The sequence below is a fragment of the Sorangium sp. So ce406 genome (assembly GCF_051474675.1).
Classification (GTDB): Bacteria; Myxococcota_A; Polyangia; order Polyangiales; family Polyangiaceae; genus Sorangium; species Sorangium cellulosum_G.
This window is the reverse complement of record NZ_CP150340.1, coordinates 10,182,641-10,204,372: the sequence shown is the minus strand read 5'-3', so window position 1 is coordinate 10,204,372 and position 21,732 is coordinate 10,182,641. Positions and strand designations below refer to the sequence as shown.

Genomic DNA, 21,732 nt, shown 5'->3' with positions numbered 1-21,732 from the left:
CGCGCTCCGCGTGGTGGGACGAGTCCAACCTGCGTCCGGTGATCGCCTCGGACGCCGCGGCGGCGGGCGAGCTCGCCAGGGGTGAGTCCCGCTCGTCGTGTCTCCGCGTCGGGCGACCTGCCCGAGATCTCGACCTGGGCGTTCCGCCCCTGCCCTGGCGGCGAGCGGCGCCGCCACATCCGTGAAGGAGCGCCGGCGCCGGCCGCGTCTGCCCTCTGCGTCGACGGGCCGTGATCGGGGCGCTTGCTGCCGGCGCGCGCGACTTCTAGATCGTTCCGGCCGTGGTCAACCCGAGCGCCAAGCAGGATCCCGAAGCCCTCGTCGCAGCCAAGCTCGCGTCGCTCCCGACGAAGCCGGGCTGCTACCTGTTCATCGACAAGACCGGCGCCGTCGTCTACGTCGGCAAGGCGAAGAGCCTGCGCTCCCGCGTCCGCAGCTACTTTCAGGAGAGCGGGAGCGACGCCCGCTACTTCATCCCGATACTCCGGAAAATCGTGGCCGATCTGGAGACGGTGGTGACGGCCACCGAGAAGGAAGCGGCCGTACTCGAGAACGAGCTCGTCAAGCAGCACAAGCCCCGCTTCAACGTCAAGCTGCGCGACGACAAGGACTTCCTCTGCCTCAAGCTCGACCCCCAGAAGGAGTGGCCGATGCTCGAGACGGTCCGCCGTCCCGCCCCGGACAAGGCCCGGTATTTCGGTCCGTACCACTCGGCGACGAGCGCGCGGCGGACGCTCCACCTGGTCAACAAGCACTTCCAGCTCCGCACCTGCTCCGATGCCGAGATGGCGTCGCGCCGTCGCCCCTGCCTGCAGTACCAGATCAAGCGTTGCCTCGCGCCCTGCGTGATGGATGTGGACCGGGAGCTCTATACGGAGATGGTCCGCTCGGTCGCGCTCTTCCTCGAAGGCCGCCACGACGAGCTCACGGGCGAGCTCACCGCGCGAATGCGGGACGCGTCGCGGGAGCTCGAGTTCGAGCGCGCCGCCATCTACCGCGATCAGCTCCGTGCAGTCGAGGCGGTGCGGGAGGCCCAGCGCGTCGTCTATGTGAAGGACGTCGATCAAGACGTCGTGGGCATCTACCGCGAGGGGACGCTGGTGGAGGTCGAGGTGATCCTCGTGCGCCAGGGGCGCGTGACAGACACGCTGTCCTTCTCGCTCCGCAACATGGAGCTGCCGGACGACGAGGTGCTCGGCGGTTTTCTGAACGAGTACTATGGCGTCGCGTCCACCACGATCCCCGATGAGGTCCTCGTGCCGGTGTTGCCCGACGGCGCAGAGGGCGTCGCGGAGTGGCTCAGCGATCGGCGCGGCCGCAAGGTGGCGCTCTTCGTGCCTCAGCGCGGGCCCCGCGTCGATCTGCTCAAGATGGCGAGCGAGAACGCAGCTCACGCGTTCCGGGAAAAGCAGAGGAGCTCCGACGATCTCGAGGCCCGTCTCGAGGAGCTCAGGGAGCGCCTCCGCCTCCCGACGCTCCCGCGTCGCATCGAGTGCTGCGACATCTCTCATCTCGGCGGGGGCGACACCGTGGGATCGATCGTGGCGCTCCTCGACGGCCAGCCGGACAAGAAGCGCTACCGCAGCTTCAACGTGAAGAGCGTGGCCGACGGCGACGACTACGCCGCCATGTACGAGGTGCTCGCGCGCCGGTTCCGCCGCGGCAAGGCCGCTCGGCCGGCGAGCCCGCAGCCCGCCGCAGACAGCGAGGCGGCCGCGCTCGGCACCTCCGAGGCGGCCGCGGGCGACGAGGGAGAGCGCGTGCAGGCAGAGCGCGGCGCGACAGAGAGTGACGCGGCAGAGCGCGACACGACAGCGCGCGAGGTGCCCGAGCTCGACGAGGCCGAGAGCGATCTCGCAGGGAGCGACGAGGCCGAGAGCGATCTCGCAGGGAGCGACGAGGCCGAGAGCGATCTCGCAGGGAGCGACGAGGCCGAGAGCGATCTCGCAGAGATCGACGAGGCCGAGAGCGACGTGGCTGACGAGGAAATTGGCCTGGTTGCTGCGAGCGACGCTCCGGTGGAGGCGGAGACTGCCGAGGTGCCCGCGACCGCGGAGCGGCAGGCCGCAGGCTCGGCAGAGGACGCGCCGAAGAGCGCGCAGTCCGGCGGAGCCGAGTGGGATCTGCCCGATCTGCTCGTGGTCGATGGCGGCCGCGGGCAGCTCCAGGTCGCGCTGTCGGCGGCGCGCGATCTCGGCCTCCACGGCCTCCCGATCGTGGGCCTCGCCAAGGAGCGGGAGACGCAGGCCGGCGAGAAGCTCGTCGACCGCGTCTATCTGCCTGGCCAGAAGAACGGTATCCCGCTCCGCTCCACGAGCTCCGCCCTCTTCTTCCTCGCGCGCGCCCGAGATGAAGCGCACCGCTTCGCAAACCACGCACGCAAGCGGCTCGGCAAGGCGCGGCGCCTTCGCTCCGAGATCGAGGACATCCCGGGCCTCGGCGGCGCCGTGAGGACGGCGCTCCTCCGGGAGCTCGGCTCGCTGGAGGCAGTGCGTCGCGCGACCGACGCGCAGATCCTGGCGGTGACAGGCGTCACCAAGCGCCACCTGTCCGCGCTGCGCAAGGTCATCCCGTCTCCCGAGGTCCCGCAGCCCGATGCGCCGGCCGAGGGAGGCGGCGCGCCCTCCAGGCCCCGGGGCTCGCGCGGTGAGCGCGAGCGGTCCCGCCGATCCGGGGCGGACCGGTGAATTATCACGCTCTTGCTGAATAACGTTCCCGGTTGAGCGCCAGGTCGTTCTCTGCGACGATCCGGAGAGCGGGCGCCCGGCCGCGAGCTTGGCGCCCGCTGTCGATCGTCGATCAAGAGCATCACCCGGCACACCGAGCGCTTCTTGCGGACCCGATCTCATGGAGGCCGCGCTCGGCGGGCCCGATTCCCGGGGGGGATTGCCGCCTTCGCCGGGGTTAGCGGCACGTGAGCACCATGGGAGAAGTACGCGCTGGCCACACGCTCGGTCGCTATGAGCTCCTCGTCCCGATCGCGCTCGGGGGCATGGCCTCGGTGTGGGCCGCTCGGACGAGCGGCCAGCTGCCGAGGATCGTCGCCGTCAAGCTGCTGCGCGCCGAGCTGAGCGACGACCCGGACTTCGAGGCGATGTTCCTGGATGAGGCCACCCTGGTCTCGCAGATCCACCACCCGAACGTCGCCGAGACCATCGATGTGGGCGAGGAGGACGGCGTCCTTTATCAGGTGATGGAGCTCATCGACGGTGAGCCGCTCAACCTGGTTCTGCGGGAGAGCAAGGCGCGCGGCGGCGTGCCGCTCCCCGTCGCGCTGCGCATCGTGGGCGAGGCGGCCCTCGGCCTGCACGCGGCGCACGAGCTGCGCGGCCGCGACGGCAAGCTCGTCGGCCTCGTCCACCGCGACGTCTCGCCGCAAAACATCCTGGTCGGCTACGACGGGACGGTGAAGATCCTCGACTTCGGCGTCGCCAAGGCCGCCTCGAACCTGCAGCGCACCCAGGTCGGGCAGGTGAAGGGCAAGTTCGCGTACATGTCGCCGGAGCAGGCGGGCAGCGAGCCGATCGATCGGCGCACCGACGTGTTCACGCTCGGGATCGTCTTCTACCAGCTCGTCACGGGCAAGCACCCCTTCCTCGCCGAGAACGAGCCCGCGACGGTGCGCCGCATCTGTGACAAGGCCGCGGCCGAGCCGGCGCGGACCCTCGTCCCCTCGCTCCCCGAGAGCGTCGACCGCATCATCATGAGGGCGCTCGCGAAGCCGAGGGACGAGCGCTTCGCCACGATGGCCGACCTGCGTCGCGCCATCGAGCAGGTGTCGCCGGCGACGCCGCTCGCCACGACCGATGAGCTCGCCACGCTGATGCAGCAGATGCTCGGCCCGCGCGGCGAGCGGCGGCGCGTCGCGATCCAGGAGGCCATGCAGATCGCGCGCGAGCGCTCGATCGACCACGACGAGCCGCCTCCCCAGCCGAGCTCGCCGCAGGCGGCCGCCCGTCCCGGGCGCGCGATCGTCGAGCGCGACGCGAGCCCGCCGCAGGTCTCGTCGCCGCCCGTGGGCCGGGCGCGGCGCTGGGTCGTCCCCGTCGCCGCGGTCTGCCTGGCGGTCCTCGCGGCGCTCGCGGGCGCGTACCTGCTCGGGTCGTCGGTGCGCCGGGGCGCGCCGCACCCGCGGGGCCCGGAGCTCGCGCCGAGGGCGGGCTCGATCAAGGAGCCGCTCCTCAGGGCCGCGCGCGCAGCGTCGGCCGCTGCGAAGGCGCCGCGCCGTCCCGGCAGCGCCGGCCCGTAGCCGCCTCGCGCGCTCGCAGCCGCTCGCCCGCGCCGCCCTCCGCGGCGGCGTTTGCTTGACGGTTCGGGGAAGGCTTTTCAAGATGGCCGCCCTCCCATGGATCTTCGCCGCTCGCCGGAGCTCTGGCGGTTCGCCGCGCTGGTGGCGATCTTCGTCACGAGCGGCCTGGTCATCACGTACCTCGTGCTGCCGCCGCCGCCGGACGACGGCCCCAAGCCGCCGCCGGTGCTCCGCGTGGCGCAGGTGCCGGTGCCGACGGGCGGCGACGTCGTGGCGAACGCGCTCGACCTCGTGCGCCGCTACGCTACCGGGGAGATCCGGATCGTGCTCCCCGACGGCTCTGCGCGCGCGCTCCGCCGCAACGACCTCGGCGTCGAGATCAACCGGGTCCGACTCGCCGAGTTCATCCGCGAGGCGCTCCGCCCCGAGAGCGCGCTCCGCCGCGCGCACGAGCGGAAGGACGAGGATGCCCCGCTCGACATCCCGATCCCGCTCCTGCTCGACTCCGAGCGGGCGATCAGCATGCTGCTCGATCTGAAGGTCGAGCTCGACGCGCCGGCGGTCGACGCCTATGTCGATCTCGAGGCGCGGCAGCTCAAGCCCGAGAAGATCGGGTATCGGCTGGACGTCTACGGCACGCTCGCGCGCATCGACGCTGCCCTGAGGGCCGGCGAGGACACGGCGCTGGCGAGCGTCGAGACGATCGCGCCGAAGCTCGTCGCCGAGCAGCTCGGCAACGTCAAGTTCGATCAGGTGCTCGGCTATTTCGAGACGCGCTACGCGACCGGGGCGAAGTCCAAGGAGAGGACGTACAACCTCAGGCTCGCCGCCTCGAAGCTCGACGGCGTCGTCGTCATGCCGGGGGAGATATTCGACTTCAACGAGACGGTCGGCCCGCGCGACGAGGCGCACGGGTACCGCGTCGCGCCCGTCATCGCGCAAGGAGAGCTCGTCGACGGGCTCGGCGGCGGGACGTGCCAGATCTCGGGCACGCTCCACGGCGCCGCGTTCTTCGCGGGGCTCGAGATCGTCGAGCGTTACCCGCACTCCCGCCCGAGCTACTACATCAAGCTCGGCCTCGACGCGACCGTCGTCTATCCGACGATCAACTACCGCTTCAGGAACCCGTTCGACTTCCCGATCGTGCTCCACGAGACGGTGTCGGGCGGCGTCGTGCGCGCCGAGATCCTCGGGCCCTCACGCAAGCTCACGGTCACGTACTTTCGCCGCGTCGACGCGGTCATCCCGTTCGAGGAGCTCGAGCGCCCGACGCCGAAGCTGCCTGACGGTACACGGGTGCTGGCTCAGCGCGGCATCCCCGGCTTCAGGACGACGAGCTCGCGGGTCGTGCGCGACGGCGCCTATGCGGTGCGGGAGAAGTGGAGCGACAGCTACCCGCCGACCACGCAGATCGTCCATGTCGGGAGCGGCCCGCGCGACCCGGAGTTCAAGGCGGCCGACGACAATCACCCCGAGTACGTGGCGGACGAGTACCTCGTCGTCACGCAGGGCCCGGACGTCCGCACGCCCGGCGCGACCGGCCCCGAGCCGGGCGGCGGCACGGTCGAGAGCCGGGAGCCGGGTCTCACCGGCGAGCGCGGCTGGACCGACCGCGCGGGGTTCGGCACCTTCCGCGCCAAGGACGAGAAGAAGGACGCGCGCGGGGAATCGGAGAGGGACAGGGAAGGCGGCCGCCCGCGCGGCGAGGACGCCCTGCCCGCCGAGGGCGCCGACATCGTGCAGCGCGCGAGCGAGCCTGCGCCCGACGGCAAGGCGCGGCGAGAGTCCCGTGGCCAGAAAGGCCCCGCGGCCGACGAGACGAAGGACGACGGCAAGAGCAAGAAGCGGCGCCGGAACAAGGGCGAGGACAAGGCCGAGGACGGCTGATGAGCGGGCGAAGATCGCCCGTCGCCGGTCCCTTCAGCGCGCCTCTGGCCGCCGTCTCCGCGCGTCAGCGCCGGAGGCGCCGCGCGAGCGGCGTTAGCTCTTCGCCCGCAGCGCCGTCCCGCGCGGCGCCCGGTAGGGGTTCCCGGCCCTCGGCGCGGCCGGCGCCGGCGCCCAGTAGGCGTCGCACTTGCGGCAGTGCCATCGCTTCTTCAGCACGAGGAGCGGCAACCCGAGCAGCGCGATGATGACGAGGACCTGGCCGGGCGTCCACTCGCGGTAAGCGTAGCGCGCCTCGCACGCCGGGCACTTCGGCCCGTCGAGCTCGGCCGCGTCGTCGTCGTCGAGCTCGCGATCGTCGTCGACGGCCGGCGGCCTCAGGATCTCGGCCGCCCGCTCCAGGTCCGCGCGCGGCACCTGGAGCCGGATCCCGAGGGAGCTGCCGATGTAATGAGGGGTCAGCGTCGCCACGTGCTCATCGGCGATGAAGGCGCGGACGCCGTGAGCGTTCAGCGCCGAGCGCCCCATCTGCGCCTCGACGGACTCGCTGTAGGTCGCCACGGTGACGAGCTGCTCGGAGCCCGCCTGGGAGCGGCCGCGAAGCCGATCGGAGGAGCGCACCTCCCGAGGCTAGCATCCGGCCGCGGCGCAGCGTGTACGGCTGCCCGTTTTCGTGCCAGGGTGGGCGCCGGATCCCCGACCCACGTTGGCTCCCGGATCCCCGACCCACGCTGGCTCCTGCGCCATGTCCGGCCGAACGCCGTCCTCTCCCGCGCCCTCTCCGGGCCGTGCGTCTCCCCCGAGCGCCCCCGCTCCGCCGGCCGCCGGCCGCGCCGCCGCAGGCGCGCGGCCGACCGTCGCGCTCGCCGTCTCCGGCAGCATCGCCGCCTACAAGGCCGCCGAGGTCGCCCGCCTCCTGATCCAGGGCGGCGCGCGCGTGCTGCCGCTCATGACCCGCGCCGCGCAGCAGTTCCTGGGGCCGATGACGCTGAGCGGGCTCTGCGGCGAGCCGGTGCGCGACACGATGTGGGACCCGGGCTTCGCGGGCGAGCTGCACGTCGCGCTCGCCGCCGAGGCGGATCTCGTGCTCCTCGTGCCCGCGACCGCCGACCTGCTCGCCCGCCTCGCCGCGGGGCGCGCCGACGACCTCGTGACGGCGGTCGCCCTGTGCGCGAAGGGGCCGGTGCTCGCCGCGCCGGCCATGCACCCCCGCATGTGGGCTCACCCCGCGACGGCGCGGAACGTCGCCGCGCTCGCGGCCGACGGCCGCGTCGAGCTCGTGGGCCCCGTCTTCGGCGAGGTCGCCTCCGGTGAGCGCGGCCTCGGTCGCATGGCCGATCCCGCGGCGATCGCGGCCGCGGCCTTCGCGCAGCTCGCCCCGCGCGATCTCGCGGGGCTCCGCGTCGTCGTCACCGCGGGCCCGACGCTCGAGGACCTCGATCCCGTGCGCTTCCTCGGCAACCGGTCGACCGGCAAGATGGGCTTCGCCGTCGCCGAGCGCGCCGCAGCCCGCGGCGCGGAGGTCACGCTCATCGCCGGCCCCGTGTCGCTCTCCACGCCGCCGGGCGCGCGGCGCGTCGACGTGCGCGGCGCGCTCTCGATGCGCGCCGCGCTCTGGGAGGCGCTCGGCGAGGATCTGCGCGGCGCGGACGCGCTGATCATGACGGCCGCGGTGTCCGACTACCGGCCCGCCGAGCAGCACGCGACCAAGCTGAAGCGCACCCCCGATCTCGCCGCGCTGCCGCTCGTGCCGAACCCCGATCTGCTCGCCGAGGTCGGCGCCGCGCGCGCCGGCCTCGCCGGCGCGGCGCCGCCCGACGGATCGCGGCCGCCGGTGCTCGTCGGGTTCGCCGTCGAGACCGCCGCGGACGAGGGGGTGATCGCCTATGCCCGGCACAAGCTCGCGAGCAAGCGCGTCGACATGATCGTCGCCAACCACGCGGCGGACTCGTTCGGCCGGGACGACAACCGCGCGACGCTCGTGACCCGCGACGCCGCCGACGCCCTCGGCGTCTTGCCCAAGCCCGTGCTCGCGGACCGCATCCTCGACCGCGTCTCCCGGATGTGCGCGCGATGATCCCCGTCGACGCCGCCGCCCCTCCCTCGGCCGCTCCTCCGTCCGCGGCCCCGCCGCCTGCCCCGGCCTCTTCGCAAGATCCGCGGTCGACCGATCCGCGCGAGCCGCCGCGCGCCTCGCGCCGCGAGGCCGCGCTCGTCGCCGCCACGGTCACCGCCGTCGTCGCGGTCGCCGTCTCGATCGCGTTCGACCCGGAGCGCGCGGGCGCGGCCAGCATGCTCGCGGCGGTCGGCGCGCCCTACGCTGTCCTCGGCGCGGCCACGGTGATGTGGCTCCGCCGCCGCGGCGAGCTCCGCGCCGCCCTCCGCCCGCTGTCGGGCGACCTCGCGCGCGGCGCGCTCGTCGCGGCGGTGCTCTACGGCGTCGCCATGGCGGTGCAGATGGCGATCTCCCCGCGGGGCTCGCCGCGTGAGGCGTGGCTCCTCCGCCTGTACCTCCAGCTCGGCGACCCGTCGGCCGACGCGCGCGTGTTCGTCGGCGCGCTGGTGTTCGTCGTGGCCGCGCTCGAGGAGCTCGTCTGGCGCGGCCTCGTGATGCGCGCGCTCGAGGGGCCGCTCGGCCAGGGGGCCGCCTGGCTGCTGTCGAGCGCGCTCTTCGCCGTCGCGCACCTCCCCACGCTCTTCCTGCTCGGCGATCCGGTCGCCGGGCCGAACCCGCTGCTCGTCGCGGCGGGCTTCGGCTGCTCGATCGTGTGGGGGCGCGTGGTGCACCGGACCGGGCGGCTGCCCCCGGCGCTCTTCGCCCACGCGTTCTTCTCGTGGGCGATCGTGAGCTTCCCGATCTGGCGCCCCTGACGGCGGCGCCGGGCGGCCTTCGGCGGCGACGCGCGGGGGCCTGCCCCGGCGCCGCGCGTCAGCCCTCGAGCTTCGCGAGCTCCTCGTCGGGGACGTCGAAGTCGGCGTAGACGTTCTGCACGTCGTCGTGGTCGTCGAGCGAGTCGACGAGGTTGAGGCAGACCTCGGCGTCGCGGCCCGCGACCTCTTTCTTGTTCTTGGGGACGTAGCCCGCGGAGTTCGACTTCACCGCGATCTTCGCGTCCTCGAGGGCCTTCACGACCGTGTCCATCACGTCGACGCTGGAGAGCACCTGCCAGTCCTCTCCCTGGTCGCTGTAGTCATCGGCGCCCGCGCCGACGGCGATGTCCATGAGCTGATCCTCGGTCGCCCCGTCCTTCGCGATGAGGATGATCCCCTTGCGCTCGAAGGCCCACTGCGCGGAGCCGCCGGCGCCGAGCTGCCCGTTGTTCTTCTCGAAGATCTTCCGGATCTCGGCGACGGTGCGGTTCCGGTTGTCGGTCATCGCCTCGCAGAGGAAGAGCGTGCCGCCGGGGCCCGTGCCTTCGTAGAGGATCTCCTCGTAGTTCGCGCCCTCGATCTCGCCGGTGCCGCGCTGGATGGCGCGCTTGATCGTGTCGGCGGGCATCGCCTGGCCCTTGGCGTCGTTGATCGCCTTGCGGAGGCGCGGGTTGCCGTTCGGGTCCCCGCCGCCCATGCGCGACGCGACGGTGATCTCCTTGATGAGCTTCGTGAAGAGCTTGCCGCGCTTCGCGTCGAGCGCGCCCTTCTTCCGCTTGATGGTGGCCCACTTAGAATGGCCGCTCATGCCTGTCTGCTCCGTGATGACGGGGCGCTCGCGCGCGGCGCGCGCCCAGGGGAAAGGTTCGGCGCAAGCTGGAGCACCGATCGGTTCGAAGAGAGAAACCGCCAGGACGCCGAGAGCGCCAAGAGATGTTCGACGTCTCTTGGCGCTTTTGGCGCCCTGGCGGTTCGAACCGTCTGTCGCTCTAGCGGTGCGCCCGGGTGGAGGCAACTACGACGGCGCCCCGGACCGCGCTTGCCCCTCCTGACCAGGAGGGCGAACGCGGCCGGAGCCCTGATCGACCTGGGGGATCCGGGGCTGCCCGCCGTGTCGCTACAGCGCGTAGCCGGTCTCGCCGTGCTCGGTGGCGTCGAGGCCCTCGCGCTCGTCGCTCTCGGCCACGCGGAGGCCGATCAGCTTGTCGACCAGCTTGAGGAGCAGGAAGGTCGCGATCGCGGCGTACAGCCCGACCGCGATGATGCCGGCGAGCTGCGGGACCATCTGGCCGGGGTTGCCGGCGATCACGCCGTCGCGGCCGCCCTCGTTCAGGGCCTTCTCGGCGAAGACGCCGGTGAGGACCGCGCCGAGGAGCCCGCCCACGCCGTGCACGCCGAACGCGTCGAGCGAGTCGTCGTAGCGGAGGCGCTCCTTCGAGACGACCGCGAAGTAGCAGACCACGCCCGCGAGCAGGCCGATCACGACGGCGGCCCACGGCGCCACGAACCCGGCCGCCGGCGTGATGCCGACGAGCCCGGCCACGATGCCGGAGGCGACGCCGAGCGCGGTCGGCTTGCCCCGCTGCGCCCACTCCACGAAGAGCCACGCCGCGCCGCCCGCCGCCGCCGCGAGGTGCGTGTCGAGCATCGCCAGCGCGGCGAGCCCGCCCGAGGTGAGCGCGCTGCCGGCGTTGAAGCCGAACCAGCCGAACCAGAGGATGCCCGTGCCCGTCAGGGTCATCGTCAGGTTGTGCGGCACGTGCCGCTCGTGCGGGTACCCCGAGCGCCGGCCCAGCACGACCGCGCACACGAGCGCCGAGATGCCCGCCGCGAGGTGCACCACGGTGCCGCCCGCGAAGTCGAGCGCCCCCATCTCGAAGAGCCAGCCCTTCTCGGCCCACACCCAGTGGGCGACAGGATCATAGACGAGCGTCGACCAGAGCAGGATGAAGACCAGGTACGCCGGGAACCGCATGCGCTCCGCGAACGCCCCCGCGATGAGCGCGGGCGTGATCACCGCGAACATCATCTGGAACGCCGCGAACGCGAGGTGCGGCACGGTGCCCCGCTCAACCCCCGCGAGCCCGCGCATGCCGACATAATCGAGCCCGCCGATGAGCCCGCCCTGCGACGTGCCGAACGCGAGCGAGTACCCGATCGCCACCCACTGCACCGAGATCACCGCGAGCGCGGCGAACGAGTGCATGAGCGTCGCGAGCACGTTCTTGCGGCGCACCATGCCGCCGTAGAACAGGGCAAGGCCCGGCGTCATGAAAAGGACGAGGGCTGTTGATGCGAGGAGCCAGGCCGTATCCCCAGTGTCGATCTTCATGGCACGGGGGTAACGTGCCCGAAGTTTCAACGAGGTTTCGTCTCCGCGGCTGGACGCATTTGGCAGCGGATCAGGAAATTTCCAGGGTATCCCAGGGAATTCCTGGTGATGCGGACAACGTGCCGGCGGCGCCGCGTCAGCCCTCGGGCTTCGGGCCGCGGACCGTCAGGACGGGGACGGTCGCCGCGCGCACCACCCGCTGCGCGACGCTGCCGATCAGGACCCGTGCGAAGGCCCCGCGCGCGTGCGTCCCGATCACGATCATCTCGGCGCCGATCTCGCCCGCGAGGCGGCAGATCTCCTCGTCGGGGACGCCGGCGCGGAGCACGCCCGAGATCTCGACGTCGGGCGTGGCGCGGCGGCGCTCGAGCACCTGATCGAGGCTCCGCTGCGCCGCCTCGGCGAGGCGCGCGGCGTCCTCCGCCGAGGGGATCAGCGACGAGCCTTCCGGGAAGCTGTAGACGGGCACGCTGTACACGTGCGCCACGACGACCTTCGCGGAGAGCTTGCGGGCGAGCTCGATCGCCGTGTCGAGGGCGAGCTCGGAGGTCTCGTCGAAGTCATGGGCCAGGAGGAGGGTCTTCATCTTGCTCCGCGGTGCTGGTGGTGCCGGGCGGCGGGCTGCCCGGCTTGTTCTTCAGCTTTCGTAGCTCCGGGCGCGGCTCGCGGGTAGTGGGCTCGTCGGGCTCTTCTGGCGACTGCGGCGGCTGCGGCGGCTCCTTCGTCGCCGGCTTCACGCGCTTGAACAGCGCCATCTTCTTCAGCCGGCCGAGCTCCATGAGCTCGCCGCGCTTCACCGCCGCGTTGTGGCGATCGAGGTCCTTGGCCTTGAGCTCCCCCTCGTCGAGCAGCACGTACTGGACGAGCGCGGCGCGGTCCCCTGGATAGAAATAGGCTTCCTTCCGGTTCGAGATGTGCGGCCCCATCTTGCTCGTCGCGCCGACGACCGCGCCGGGCGGGATCGCCTCGACCTGCTGCCGCACCCACGCGTAGGTCGCCTCCTGGTCGGGCGTCAACCTGCGCGCGACGCGGGAGAAGCCGCCCCGGAACGAGGCGTTCTCGACGAGGCCGCCGAACTTCCACGACACGAGCGCGCTCGCCACGAGCGTCGCCGCGAGCAGCGCGCGCGACAGGCGCCGCCCGTCGAGCCCGAAGTAGGCGGCCGGCGCGGAGTCCGCGGCCCGCTTGAGCCCGATCGGCGCCAGCGCGAAGGCGATCGGGAAGAGGACCGCCGAGTACTGGAAGTGGATCGAGAAGACCGCGTCGCGCGAGGCGAGGAGGCAGAACATGAGCCCGTAGGCGAGCATCCACCGCCCGGGCTTCGCGAGGAAGGGCAGGAAGCAGAGGGGGACGAAGAGCTGGAGCAGGAAGAGGATCTTCGGCTCCTCCAGCATGACCTTGAGGGCGAAGACGGGGTTCGTGAGGAGCGAGACGACGAGGCCGCCGAGCCCGCTCCGGTTCGGCATGAGCTCCTGGTAGTAGTAGGCGAACGAGTACGCGTCCTTGCCCGACATGATGATGCCGGCCGACGTCATGAAGAACAGCTTGACGACGACGAAGTAGACGAGGCTCGTCGCGATGGTCACCCAGCCGAGGCGCGTCCTGCCCGGGCGCCGGTCGAGGATGGCGTAGAGCCCGATGAAGCACATCAGGAGGGAGACGTCCTCCCGGCAGAGCAGCAGCGCGGCGAGGGCGACCCAGTACAGCCTGTCCCTGCCGGTCTCGTAGAAGTAGAGCAGCCAGACGACCAGCGGCGAGATCAGCGTGAGCGAGTGGAACTCGTACATGTTCGTGCCGTGCAGGGCCGGGTAGATGGCCCACACGGCGGCGAGCAGGATCGCCTTGCCGCGGTGCTCGAGCTTCTCGCGCGCGAGCAGGTACACGGGGATGACGCCGGCGCCGAGCCACACGGACTGGAGCACGAGGAGGAACTCCGCCCTCGGATAGATGAGGTAGAGCGGCGAGAGCAGGACGAGGATCGGGTCGAAGTGCGCAGAGCCGTGGTAGCCGGCCTTGATCCAGGAGCAGCCGAGCGGCCGGCCGTGGATCGACTGGTAGAAGATGTTGTCGTAGTACCCGAGGTCGGGCGTCCGCGTGTGCAGCGCGTGGTGGTTGGTGATCGCGAGCCGGGAGAAGAAGAAGGCGTAGCCCGCCCACAGCGCGGCCACGGCGAGCGGCGCGAGCCATCGCCCGGCCTTCGCGAGCGCGCCGGCGCGGTCGCCGTCGAGCTCGCGGTCGCCGTCGAGCTCGCGGGCGTCGCCGCGCGCGCCGCGGCCCCAGGCGTAGAGGCCCACGCCGACCGCCGCCGCGGCGAGGGCGGCGAAGAAGATCGCCGTCTTCGGGCTGTCCTTCTCGATGTTCGGGACCTTGAGCGCGGCGACGAACGGGAGCGCGAGCAGCGGGACCAGGGCCCGGTTGAGGCGGCCCACCGTGTTCACGAACGCCCACGAGGGGGTCAGCGCCCGCCGCGCCAGCATCACCAGGAAGTAGGCGAGCCCGACCCCGATGATCGCCACGACGGCGCCGCCGGCCATCCAGCGGCGCTCCAGCTCGGTCAGCTTGTTCGTGTCGAGCTGGGCCAGGCGGCTCGGGTGGGTGAGGACCCAGGCCGTCACGGCGATGCTCATGCCGTAGAGGATCGGCCACGGCGCCAGGGTCAAGGCGGCGCGCGCGAGCCGCGCGATGGCGCCGTCGAGCTTCGCGAGCGCGCTGTTCAGCCTGGTGCGGTGGTCGTCTAGCATGGATGAGGCGGTGTCTCGGCTACTTGACCCTACCCCCCGCTGTCAAGGAACGGCGCGGGGGGCGCGGGAAGGGCAGGGCGGAGCGCGCGGGGCGCGGTAGAATGGCGGCATGTCGCACTACCGGGATCATCTCGATGCGGCTCGCGCGCGCATCGAAACCCTCGAAGCCAAGCTGAAGGAGCGGGACGCGGCGCTGGCCGCCCGGGACGCGGAGATCGCCGAGATCCGCGCGGAGGTCGAGCGCCTGCGCGGCGGGCCGGGCGACGACGGCCCGCTCGACGGGCCGCACGGACGGAGCGGAGGGCAGCGCGCGCTCCTGGTGGCCCTCGCGGTGTGCGGCTTCGCCACCGCGACCGGCTACGCGATGGTGCGCCCCGCGCACTGCCCCAGCCGCAGCGCCTCGTACCCGGCCTTCGTCGAGGTGTCGTCGCTCTCCCACGACGGGATCGAGCCCGGGGGGAGCCGGCTCCTCTCGGAGCACCTCCGCCTGTCCACGGACGCGGCCGCGGCGCTCGAGCGCGGCGGCCGCCGCGCGCAGCGCTGCTGGCAGCCGGACGGCCCGACCGGCGAGGCGACCGTGACCGTGACCTTCCTGCGGAGCGGCAACGCCGCGGTGCAGCTGGACGGCGCGCCCTACGAGGGGACCGAGGTCGGCGCGTGCGTGGCCGACGCCTTCCGCGCGGCCGCCGCGCGGGTTCGTCCCTTCGAGCCCATGACGATGAAGACGCAGTTCTCGATGAGCGCCGGCCGGTGATCCGCGCGCGCGTCGGGGGGGCAGGGGGAGCACCCTAGGGCTGCGCGGTGCCCGCCGGCGCGGCCTCGGGGGCGCTCGGCGGGGGGGCGATCTGCCAGCTCACGAAGCCGAGCGCGACGACGACGAGGTAGACGACGGCGAAGACGAGCAGGCCGAAGCTCACGCCGTGCTCGGCGCTGAAGCCGAGCGAGGGGAACACGAGGGCGAAGAAGAACTCGCGCACGCCGACGCCGGCGATCGAGATCGGCAGGAGGCCGAGCAGGTTCGCGATGGCGAGCAGGCAGGTGACGTCGAACAGCGAGAGCGACAGCCCGAGCGCCCGCGCGATCAGGTAGCCCTGCAGGAAGTTGACGATGAACGTCGCCACCGTGACGGGCAGCGTGAAGAGGAGCCCCCGCCCGACGTGGGCCCGCAGCGCCACGAGGAAGCGGCTCGCCGCGCCCGGCTCCGCGCCCGCCGCCGGCGCCTTCGCGAGCTTGCGGGACAGCGCGAGCATCAGCCGCTCGGCGAGCCCGGGGATGAGCAGCACGAGCGGCGCGAAGACCGTGATTGCGATGCCGCCCCACGTCACCCAGGCCAGGCGGCCGGCGATGACCGCGCTGTAGTGCGCGACGCCGACGGCGACGAACGCGGCCAGCACGTAGAGGTCGCACAGCCGGTCCATCACGACGGAGGCCAGCCCCTCCGCGTAGGGCACGCCGAGATCGTGGCGCAGGTAGCGGATCCGCAGGAGGTCGCCGACGCGCCCCGGGGTCAGCATGCCGACGTAGAGCGACGTCATGAACGACGCCCACGCACGCCCGAGGGGGTAACGGATGCCCCGGGCGCGGAGCAGCGCGTCCCAGCGCACCACCTTGAGGTGGATGTTGAGGAGGTTCAGCGCCGCCGCGAGCGCGAGCGGGCCGGCCGACGCCGAGGCGAGCGCGGCGAGCACCGCGTCGCGGTCGTCGATGCGCAGGATCACGGCCGCGAGCAGGAGCGGCCCGACGAGGCGGACGATCGCGCGGACGACCGTGCGGCGCATGCTCAGCGCGGGGCTGCGAGGCAGAGGATCCAGGGGTAAGAGGTCGTCATCCGCAGGACGTCGAAGCGCGGCTCGATGAGCCGGCGGAACGACGCCGGGTTCCAGTGGTTGACGTGATCGCTGTCGTTGCCGAGGCGGAGCACGTTGTTCCCTGCGAGCAGGTTCGACAGCTTGAAGAACGGCTCGTGCGGCACGGAGAGGATGACGCGCCGGGGCGAGAGCCGCTGGATCTCGGCCAGCGCCCGGTCGGGCGTGTCGAGGTGCTCGAGCACCTCGGCGCAGATCACGAGATCGAAGCTGGGCGAGATCTCGCAGAGGTCGCCGAGATCGTAAGCGCTCCCGACGCGCGCCTGGATCCGGGGGAAGAGCCGCTGCAGCCGCTCGATATCGGCGGGGTTGAGGTCCACGCCGGTGAACTGCTTCTCGGGGAACTTCTCGGAGAGGTAGCCGGAGAGGAACCCCTCCCCGACGCCGACCTCGAGCACGCGCTCGACCGGATTCGCCTCGATGAAGAGATCGTGGATCGCGGACGCGAAGCGCTGGATGAGCTTCCGCTTCAGCGCCCCTGCTTTCCGGTATTTGACGGTCTCGAAGCGGCCGAAGTAAGCGTCAGATATCACTCGAACTCCTCGCGGACGGGCGGGTCGTCGGTCAGGTGTCGCTGCTGCATCTGGAAGGTGAGGAACTCGCCGATGAAGCCCATCGAGAAGAACTGGATGCCGAGGAGGATCATCAGCACGCCGAGGAGGAGCAGCGGGCGATCGCCGATCTTGTGCCCGAGGAACCAGAGCAGCGTCAGGTACGCGTTGATGGTCACCCCGATCGCCGCGAACACGAGGCCGATGAGGCCGAAGAGGTGCATCGGCTTCTTCGAGTAGCGGGTCAGGAACATGACGCTGAGGAGGTCGAAGAAGCCACGCAGGATGCGCTCCAGGCCGTAGCGGGAGCTGCCGTACTTGCGGGCGTGGTGGCGCACCGGGATCTCGGCGACGCGGAAGCCCTGCCACGCGGCGAGCGCTGGGATGAACCGGAAGAGATCGCCGTAGATCGGGATGGTGCGCAGCACCTCGCTCCGGTACGCCTTGAAGCCGCAGTTCATGTCGTGGAGCTTCACGCCCGTGACCCTGCGGACCGTCCCGTTGAAGATGCGGGACAGGACGAGGCGGTTCTTGGGGTCGAGCCGGTTGACCTTCCAGCCGACCACGACGTCGAGCCCCTCCTCGACCTTGGCGATGAAGCTCGGCAGATCGGCCGGATCGTCCTGGAGATCGGCGTCCATGGTGACGACCACGGCGCCCCTCGCCTTGCGGAAGCCGGCCGTCAGCGCCGTCGCCTTGCCGAAGTTCTTCCGCAGCTGGATGCCCTTCACGACCGGGTTCTCCGCGCGGATCCTGGAGATGACGTTCCAGGTGTCGTCGGTGCTCCCGTCGTCGACGAAGATGAGCTCGTAGGTGAAGCGCCCTTTCAGGGCCTGATCCACGCGCTGCGCGAGCTCGGCCAGGCTGTCTGCCTCGTTCAGCCCCGGGACGACCACGGAGACGTGCGGCGCCGGCTGGGGGGCCGGGGCGATGGAGGGCGCCATCAGGCTCGGGCGAGGCTCGAAGGCGGAGAGCCCGAACGTCACCCGGTCCTCCGGAGCCTCGTTGGGGGCAGGTGTGGGGGGCTGGTCCACAATCACGGCGGCGGAGGATAGCAGATCGTTCCGGGAGCGCGCGGTTCCGTGCCGTCGTTCGACGATCGCGCGGCGCGGGCGCGAGGTGACGGCGGATACGTGGAAGCGGAATCGCGCGATCCTCCAGGGATCGTCGCCGCTGCGGCAGACGGCTGTCGGCGCGCGCCGCGCTCCCGCGTCGTCGCGCCGCGCGAGGGCGCGGCGCTCCGCTACCGGGAGAGCCCGAGCATCCTCGTTTGCCAGGTCACCTGGGCCGCGAGCCCCTCGCGCAGCGGCACCCGGGGCGCGTACCCGAGCGCCGCGCGCGCCGCCGCGGTGTCGGCCAGGGTGTGCCGCACGTCCCCGGCCTGCGGCTCTCCCCGGTCCACGCGCACGGGCCCCGCGAGCTCCCCGAGGAGCCTGAGCGCGTCGTTGAGGCTCACCCGCGAGCCGCCGCCGATGTTGAACACGCCGACCGCGGTGCCCTCCATGGCCTCGACGTTGGCCTGCACCGCGTCGCCCACGTAGGTGAAATCGCGCGTCTGCTCGCCGTCGCCATGCACGCGGACCGGCTCGCCCTTCAGCACCGCCGAGATGAACCGGTGAAACGCCATGTCGGGGCGCTGCCTCGGGCCGTACACCGTGAAGTACCGGAGCGAGATCGTCGGCAGGCCGAAGTTGCGCCGGTACAGCTCGCAGAGCTGCTCGGCGGCGAGCTTGGTCACCCCGTAAGGCGAGTGCGGTGCAGTCCGGCTGGATTCGTGCATGGGTACATTCTCGGCGTCGCCGTAGACGGAGGAGGACGAGGCGTAGACGAGCTTGCGCACCTGGCCGTGCGTCCTCGCCGCCTCCAGCAGCCGCTGCGTCGCGAGCACGTTGTCGTGCAGGTAGCCCTCGAAGCTCTGCCCCCAGCTCGGGCGCACGCCGGCCTGCGCCGCCTGGTGGAAGATCACCTCGCGACCCGCGAGCAGCGGGCGCAGGTCGGCGGTCGCGAGATCGAGCGTCGCCAGCGAAAAGCGGGGCTCGCCGCGCAGCCGGCCCAGGTTCCCCTCCTTGATCTCGCGGGCGTAGTACTCGGTGAAGCGGTCCACCCCGAGCACCTCATGCCCGAGCTCGATCAGCCGCTCCGCGAGGTGCGAGCCGATGAACCCGGCCACCCCAGTCACCAGACAACGCATCCGCCTCCCGTCCTGGTCCCGCCGCGCCGCGGCCCGGCGCCCTCGTCCTGCCGCCCTGCGGCCTCCCGTCCCGGTCCCGCCGCGTCGCGGCGCGGCGATGCTAGCACCTCGAGCCGTCCATGGGTCGGGCAGCGGCCGGCGGCGCGAGGCGGGCGCTCGCCCTCGCGCCCGAGCGGAGGCGGACGATGAAGCGCGAGAAGCGCGCTTCTTGCAACTTGCAAATTGACCCACCTTTCCGATGTGTCTTTCTGAATCTGGTTGCGCCTCCCCGTCCGGCGGGCGACTCTGGGGCACGCTTGAGCGCCTTGGTTTCTTCTGTCCGGGGCGCGCGCGGGACGGGCAGAAGGCTAGCTGTCGCTTATGGGAATTGTTGTCCAGCAGCTCACGAAGCGGTTCGGTCCGAACAAGGTGGTCGACGACGTCTCGTTCGAGATCGAGAGCGGCGCCCTGGTTGCGCTGCTGGGGCCGAGCGGGGGCGGCAAGAGCACCGTCCTCCGGATCATCGCCGGGCTCGAGAGCCCCGACGCCGGCGACGTGATCTTGAACGGCAAGGTCTCGACGCACACGCGGGTGCAGGACCGGAACATCGGCTTCGTGTTCCAGAGCTACGCCCTGTTCAGGCACATGACCGTGCGCGACAACATCGGCTTCGGCCTCTCCATCCGGAAGCGGCCCCGGAAGGAGATCGCGGCCACCGTCGAGGAGCTCCTCAGCCTCGTGCAGCTCGACGGGCTCGGGGGCAGGTACCCGCACGAGCTGTCCGGCGGCCAGCGGCAGCGCGTCGCGCTGGCACGCGCGCTCGCCCCGGGCTCGTCGCTGCTGCTGCTCGACGAGCCGTTCGGGGCGCTCGACGCCAAGGTGCGCCTCGAGCTGCGCGAGTGGATCCGGCGGCTGCACAAGGAGCGGGGGATCACGAGCGTCTTCGTGACCCACGACCAGGAAGAGGCGATGGACCTCGCCGACCGGGTCATCGTGCTGCACAAGGGGCGGGTCGAGCAGATCGGCACGCCCGAGGAGATCTACGACCGGCCGGCGACCGAGTTCGTGGCGAGCTTCGTCGGGTCGATCAACGTGCTCAAGGGGGAGGTGCGCGACGGCCAGGCGGCGCTCGGGACGCTCGCGGTGCACGCGCCCCCCGGGACCGGCGACGGCGCGAGCGTGCGCGCCTTCGTGCGGCCGCACGACATCGAGCTCCACGCCCGGGTCGACTCGTCGGACCCCCCCGGATCGGACGACGCCAGCATGGCGCGCGTCGAGCGCCTGTCGCGGGTCGGGTGGATGGTGAAGGCGGAGCTCCGCCTCTCCGACGGCCAGCCGCTCTCCGTCGAGATGACCAAGGACCGCGTCGCCGAGCTCGGGCTGTCCGAGGGGGACAGGGTTCTTGTAAATCTGCGCGACGCGAAGATCTTCGTGCAAGACTACTCCATCTAGCCACCGGGCCGGCGCTCCGTCTGGCCGGGTGCCATCACGGAGGGCGGCCAGGTGGGTGCAATCTTCGACAACATCGCGGCGACGATCGGGCGCACGCCCCTCGTTCGCCTGAGCTCTGCGGGCAAGGGGCTGCGCGCCACGCTCCTCGGCAAGGTCGAGAGCCGGAACCCTGGCGGCAGCGTCAAGGATCGCATCGGCCTCGCGATGATCGAGGACGCCGAGCGGCGGGGGAAGCTGAGCCGCGGGAGCGTCCTCGTCGAGCCGACGAGCGGCAACACGGGCCTCGCGCTGGCGATGATCGCCGCGGCCAAGGGCTACCGGCTGATCCTCACGATGCCCGAGACGATGAGCCCCGAGCGGGTCGCGCTGCTCCGGGCGTTCGGGGTGGAGGTGCTGCAGACGCCCGGGTCGTTGATGGTGCAGGCGGTCGCGCGGGCGCGGCAGATCGTCGAGGAGACGCCCGGCGCGGTGATGCTGCAGCAGTTCGAGAACCCGGCGAACCCGGCCGCGCACCGCGCGACGACCGCGCGCGAGATCTGGGACGACACGGACGGCGCGGTCGACGTCGTGATCGCCGGCGTGGGGACGGGCGGGACGATCACCGGCGTGGGCGAGGTGCTCAAGGAGAAGAAGCCCGGCGTGAAGATGATCGCGGTCGAGCCGCGGAACGCCGCCGTGCTGAGCGGCGGGCGCGCTGGGGCGCACCTCATCCAGGGCATCGGCGCGGGCTTCGTCCCGAAGATCCTGCGGCGCGAGCTCATCGACGAGGTGGTGCCCGTGTCCGAGGACGAGTCGTTCGAGGCCGCGCGCCGGCTCGCGAAGGCCGAGGGGATCCTCGTCGGCATCTCCGGCGGCGCGGCCATGGCGGCGGCGCTCTCGGTCGCGGCGCGCGACGAGATGCAGGGCAAGAACATCGTGGTGATCCTGCCCGACGGCGGGGAGCGGTACGTCACCTCGCCGCTCTTCAAGGAGCTCGTCGGCTGCGCGCGGGGGCCCGCTTCCCGCTAGTCGTCAGGGCAGAGGAAGGGCGTCGCGGTGGTCAGGTCACTCGATGCTCACCGAGACGATGACCTTCATCCACACGCCTTCCGGCGGGATCGTCTTCGTCAGATCGATCTCGCCCTTCCAGTCGACGTGCACCGTGTAGCCGCCGTTCTCGTCGTCCTTGTAGAAGAATTTCCGGATGTCGTCGTGATAGACCCGATCCAGCGGGACGATGCGCTCCCCGGTGGGCATCTTCGCCTTCCTGGCGACCACGGTCGGGACGTCGTCGACCACGGCCGAGGCGGTGATGCTCTTGATGAACGTCAGGTCGGGCACGTTGTTGTCGCGCGCCTCGAGCCGGATGAACCTGAGCTTGGCCCCGTCGACGGAGTTCGGATCCTGCGAGACAGAGACCTCGCTCCATCCTGAAAAGGTCGACTGCGAGGTCGGCTTGACGAGGAACTTCGTCTCGGCCTCATGGTCGCCGACCACCGAGGCGCAGGCGCTCGCGCCGAGCGCGAGAGACGCGGTGAGCGCCGCACGGGCGTGCGCGGAAACGAGGAGCGAACCGAGCACGCTGCGACAGGTCCGGATAAGCACGTTCATCCGCGAAAGATAGCATGGTGATGTGCG

At 71.6% G+C, this 21,732-nt stretch carries 18 protein-coding genes; 8 read left to right on the top strand and 10 right to left on the bottom strand.

The window, feature by feature from the left end; translation table 11 throughout:
* The first annotated feature begins 281 nt into the window (after positions 1-281).
* The 3 genes from uvrC (at position 282) to WME96_RS38275 (ending at position 6,136) form a co-directional block, all read left to right on the top strand.
* Positions 282-2,687: an excinuclease ABC subunit UvrC gene (gene uvrC, locus WME96_RS38285; protein ID WP_437286507.1), complete on the top strand. Its 2,406-nt coding sequence runs from the start codon at positions 282-284 to the stop codon at positions 2,685-2,687.
* Positions 2,688-2,923: 236 nt separating this feature from the next.
* Positions 2,924-4,249 (top strand): serine/threonine-protein kinase, encoded by a 1,326-nt coding sequence (locus WME96_RS38280; protein WP_437286506.1) that lies wholly within the window; start codon positions 2,924-2,926, stop codon positions 4,247-4,249.
* 96 nt (positions 4,250-4,345) lie between these two features.
* Positions 4,346-6,136, top strand: a complete 1,791-nt coding sequence (locus tag WME96_RS38275; protein WP_437286505.1) for a VanW family protein — start codon at positions 4,346-4,348, stop codon at positions 6,134-6,136.
* Between the two features lie 93 nt (positions 6,137-6,229).
* On the opposite strand, the gene WME96_RS38270 is transcribed toward WME96_RS38275, so the two are convergent.
* A complete protein-coding gene (locus WME96_RS38270; RefSeq protein ID WP_437286504.1) occupies positions 6,230-6,754 on the bottom strand; it encodes a putative signal transducing protein in 525 nt (174 codons plus the stop codon).
* Between the two features lie 124 nt (positions 6,755-6,878).
* Between WME96_RS38270 and coaBC the strand changes: the two genes are divergently transcribed.
* Both coaBC and WME96_RS38260 read left to right on the top strand, forming a co-directional pair.
* On the top strand, positions 6,879-8,210 hold the full coding sequence (coaBC, locus tag WME96_RS38265) for a bifunctional phosphopantothenoylcysteine decarboxylase/phosphopantothenate--cysteine ligase CoaBC (protein ID WP_437286503.1): 1,332 nt from the start codon (positions 6,879-6,881) through the stop codon (positions 8,208-8,210).
* Positions 8,207-9,004, top strand: coding sequence for a CPBP family intramembrane glutamic endopeptidase (locus tag WME96_RS38260; RefSeq protein WP_437286502.1), 798 nt, complete (start codon positions 8,207-8,209; stop codon positions 9,002-9,004). The genes coaBC and WME96_RS38260 overlap by 4 nt, the downstream gene beginning before the upstream one ends.
* A 58-nt stretch (positions 9,005-9,062) precedes the next feature.
* On the opposite strand, the gene WME96_RS38255 is transcribed toward WME96_RS38260, so the two are convergent.
* The 4 genes from WME96_RS38255 to WME96_RS38240 form a co-directional block, all read right to left on the bottom strand.
* The gene (locus WME96_RS38255) at positions 9,063-9,812 is read right to left on the bottom strand and encodes a YebC/PmpR family DNA-binding transcriptional regulator (RefSeq protein ID WP_437286501.1); all 750 of its coding nucleotides are present in this window, start codon (positions 9,810-9,812) and stop codon (positions 9,063-9,065) included.
* A gap of 309 nt (positions 9,813-10,121) precedes the next feature.
* Positions 10,122-11,336 carry an ammonium transporter gene (locus tag WME96_RS38250; protein ID WP_437286500.1) on the bottom strand — a complete coding sequence of 405 codons (1,215 nt, stop codon included), beginning with the start codon at positions 11,334-11,336 and terminating at the stop codon, positions 10,122-10,124.
* Positions 11,337-11,472: 136 nt separating this feature from the next.
* Positions 11,473-11,922 carry a universal stress protein gene (locus WME96_RS38245; protein ID WP_437286499.1) on the bottom strand — a complete coding sequence of 150 codons (450 nt, stop codon included), beginning with the start codon at positions 11,920-11,922 and terminating at the stop codon, positions 11,473-11,475.
* Entirely contained in the window at positions 11,897-14,077 is a 2,181-nt protein-coding gene (locus WME96_RS38240) for a DUF2079 domain-containing protein (RefSeq protein ID WP_437286498.1), read from the bottom strand. The genes WME96_RS38245 and WME96_RS38240 overlap by 26 nt, the downstream gene beginning before the upstream one ends.
* Before the next feature lie 109 nt (positions 14,078-14,186).
* Here WME96_RS38240 and WME96_RS38235 point away from each other — a divergent pair, with 109 nt between their 5' ends.
* Positions 14,187-14,831 (top strand): hypothetical protein, encoded by a 645-nt coding sequence (locus WME96_RS38235; RefSeq protein WP_437286497.1) that lies wholly within the window; start codon positions 14,187-14,189, stop codon positions 14,829-14,831.
* Positions 14,832-14,865: 34 nt separating this feature from the next.
* On the opposite strand, the gene WME96_RS38230 is transcribed toward WME96_RS38235, so the two are convergent.
* The 4 genes from WME96_RS38230 to WME96_RS38215 all read right to left on the bottom strand — a co-directional run bounded on the left by WME96_RS38230 (position 14,866) and on the right by WME96_RS38215 (position 18,684).
* A complete protein-coding gene (locus WME96_RS38230) occupies positions 14,866-15,855 on the bottom strand; it encodes a lysylphosphatidylglycerol synthase transmembrane domain-containing protein (RefSeq protein WP_437286496.1) in 990 nt (329 codons plus the stop codon).
* Between the two features lie 2 nt (positions 15,856-15,857).
* Positions 15,858-16,475, bottom strand: coding sequence for a class I SAM-dependent methyltransferase (locus WME96_RS38225; protein WP_437286495.1), 618 nt, complete (start codon positions 16,473-16,475; stop codon positions 15,858-15,860).
* On the bottom strand, positions 16,472-17,533 hold the full coding sequence (locus tag WME96_RS38220) for a glycosyltransferase family 2 protein (RefSeq protein ID WP_437286494.1): 1,062 nt from the start codon (positions 17,531-17,533) through the stop codon (positions 16,472-16,474). Before WME96_RS38220 ends, WME96_RS38225 begins: the two co-directional genes overlap by 4 nt.
* Positions 17,534-17,736: 203 nt before the next feature.
* Complete coding sequence (locus WME96_RS38215; protein WP_437286493.1) at positions 17,737-18,684, bottom strand: NAD-dependent epimerase/dehydratase family protein; 948 nt, start codon at positions 18,682-18,684, stop codon at positions 17,737-17,739.
* Positions 18,685-19,044: 360 nt separating this feature from the next.
* Here WME96_RS38215 and WME96_RS38210 point away from each other — a divergent pair, with 360 nt between their 5' ends.
* Positions 19,045-20,115: a sulfate/molybdate ABC transporter ATP-binding protein gene (locus WME96_RS38210; protein ID WP_437286492.1), complete on the top strand. Its 1,071-nt coding sequence runs from the start codon at positions 19,045-19,047 to the stop codon at positions 20,113-20,115.
* A 51-nt stretch (positions 20,116-20,166) separates the two neighbouring features.
* Positions 20,167-21,123 (top strand): cysteine synthase A, encoded by a 957-nt coding sequence (gene cysK, locus WME96_RS38205; protein ID WP_061620496.1) that lies wholly within the window; start codon positions 20,167-20,169, stop codon positions 21,121-21,123.
* Between the two features lie 36 nt (positions 21,124-21,159).
* Here the strand turns inward: cysK and WME96_RS38200 are convergent, their stop codons facing one another.
* A complete protein-coding gene (locus tag WME96_RS38200) occupies positions 21,160-21,705 on the bottom strand; it encodes a hypothetical protein (protein WP_437286491.1) in 546 nt (181 codons plus the stop codon).
* Between the last annotated feature and the right edge of the window lie 27 nt (positions 21,706-21,732).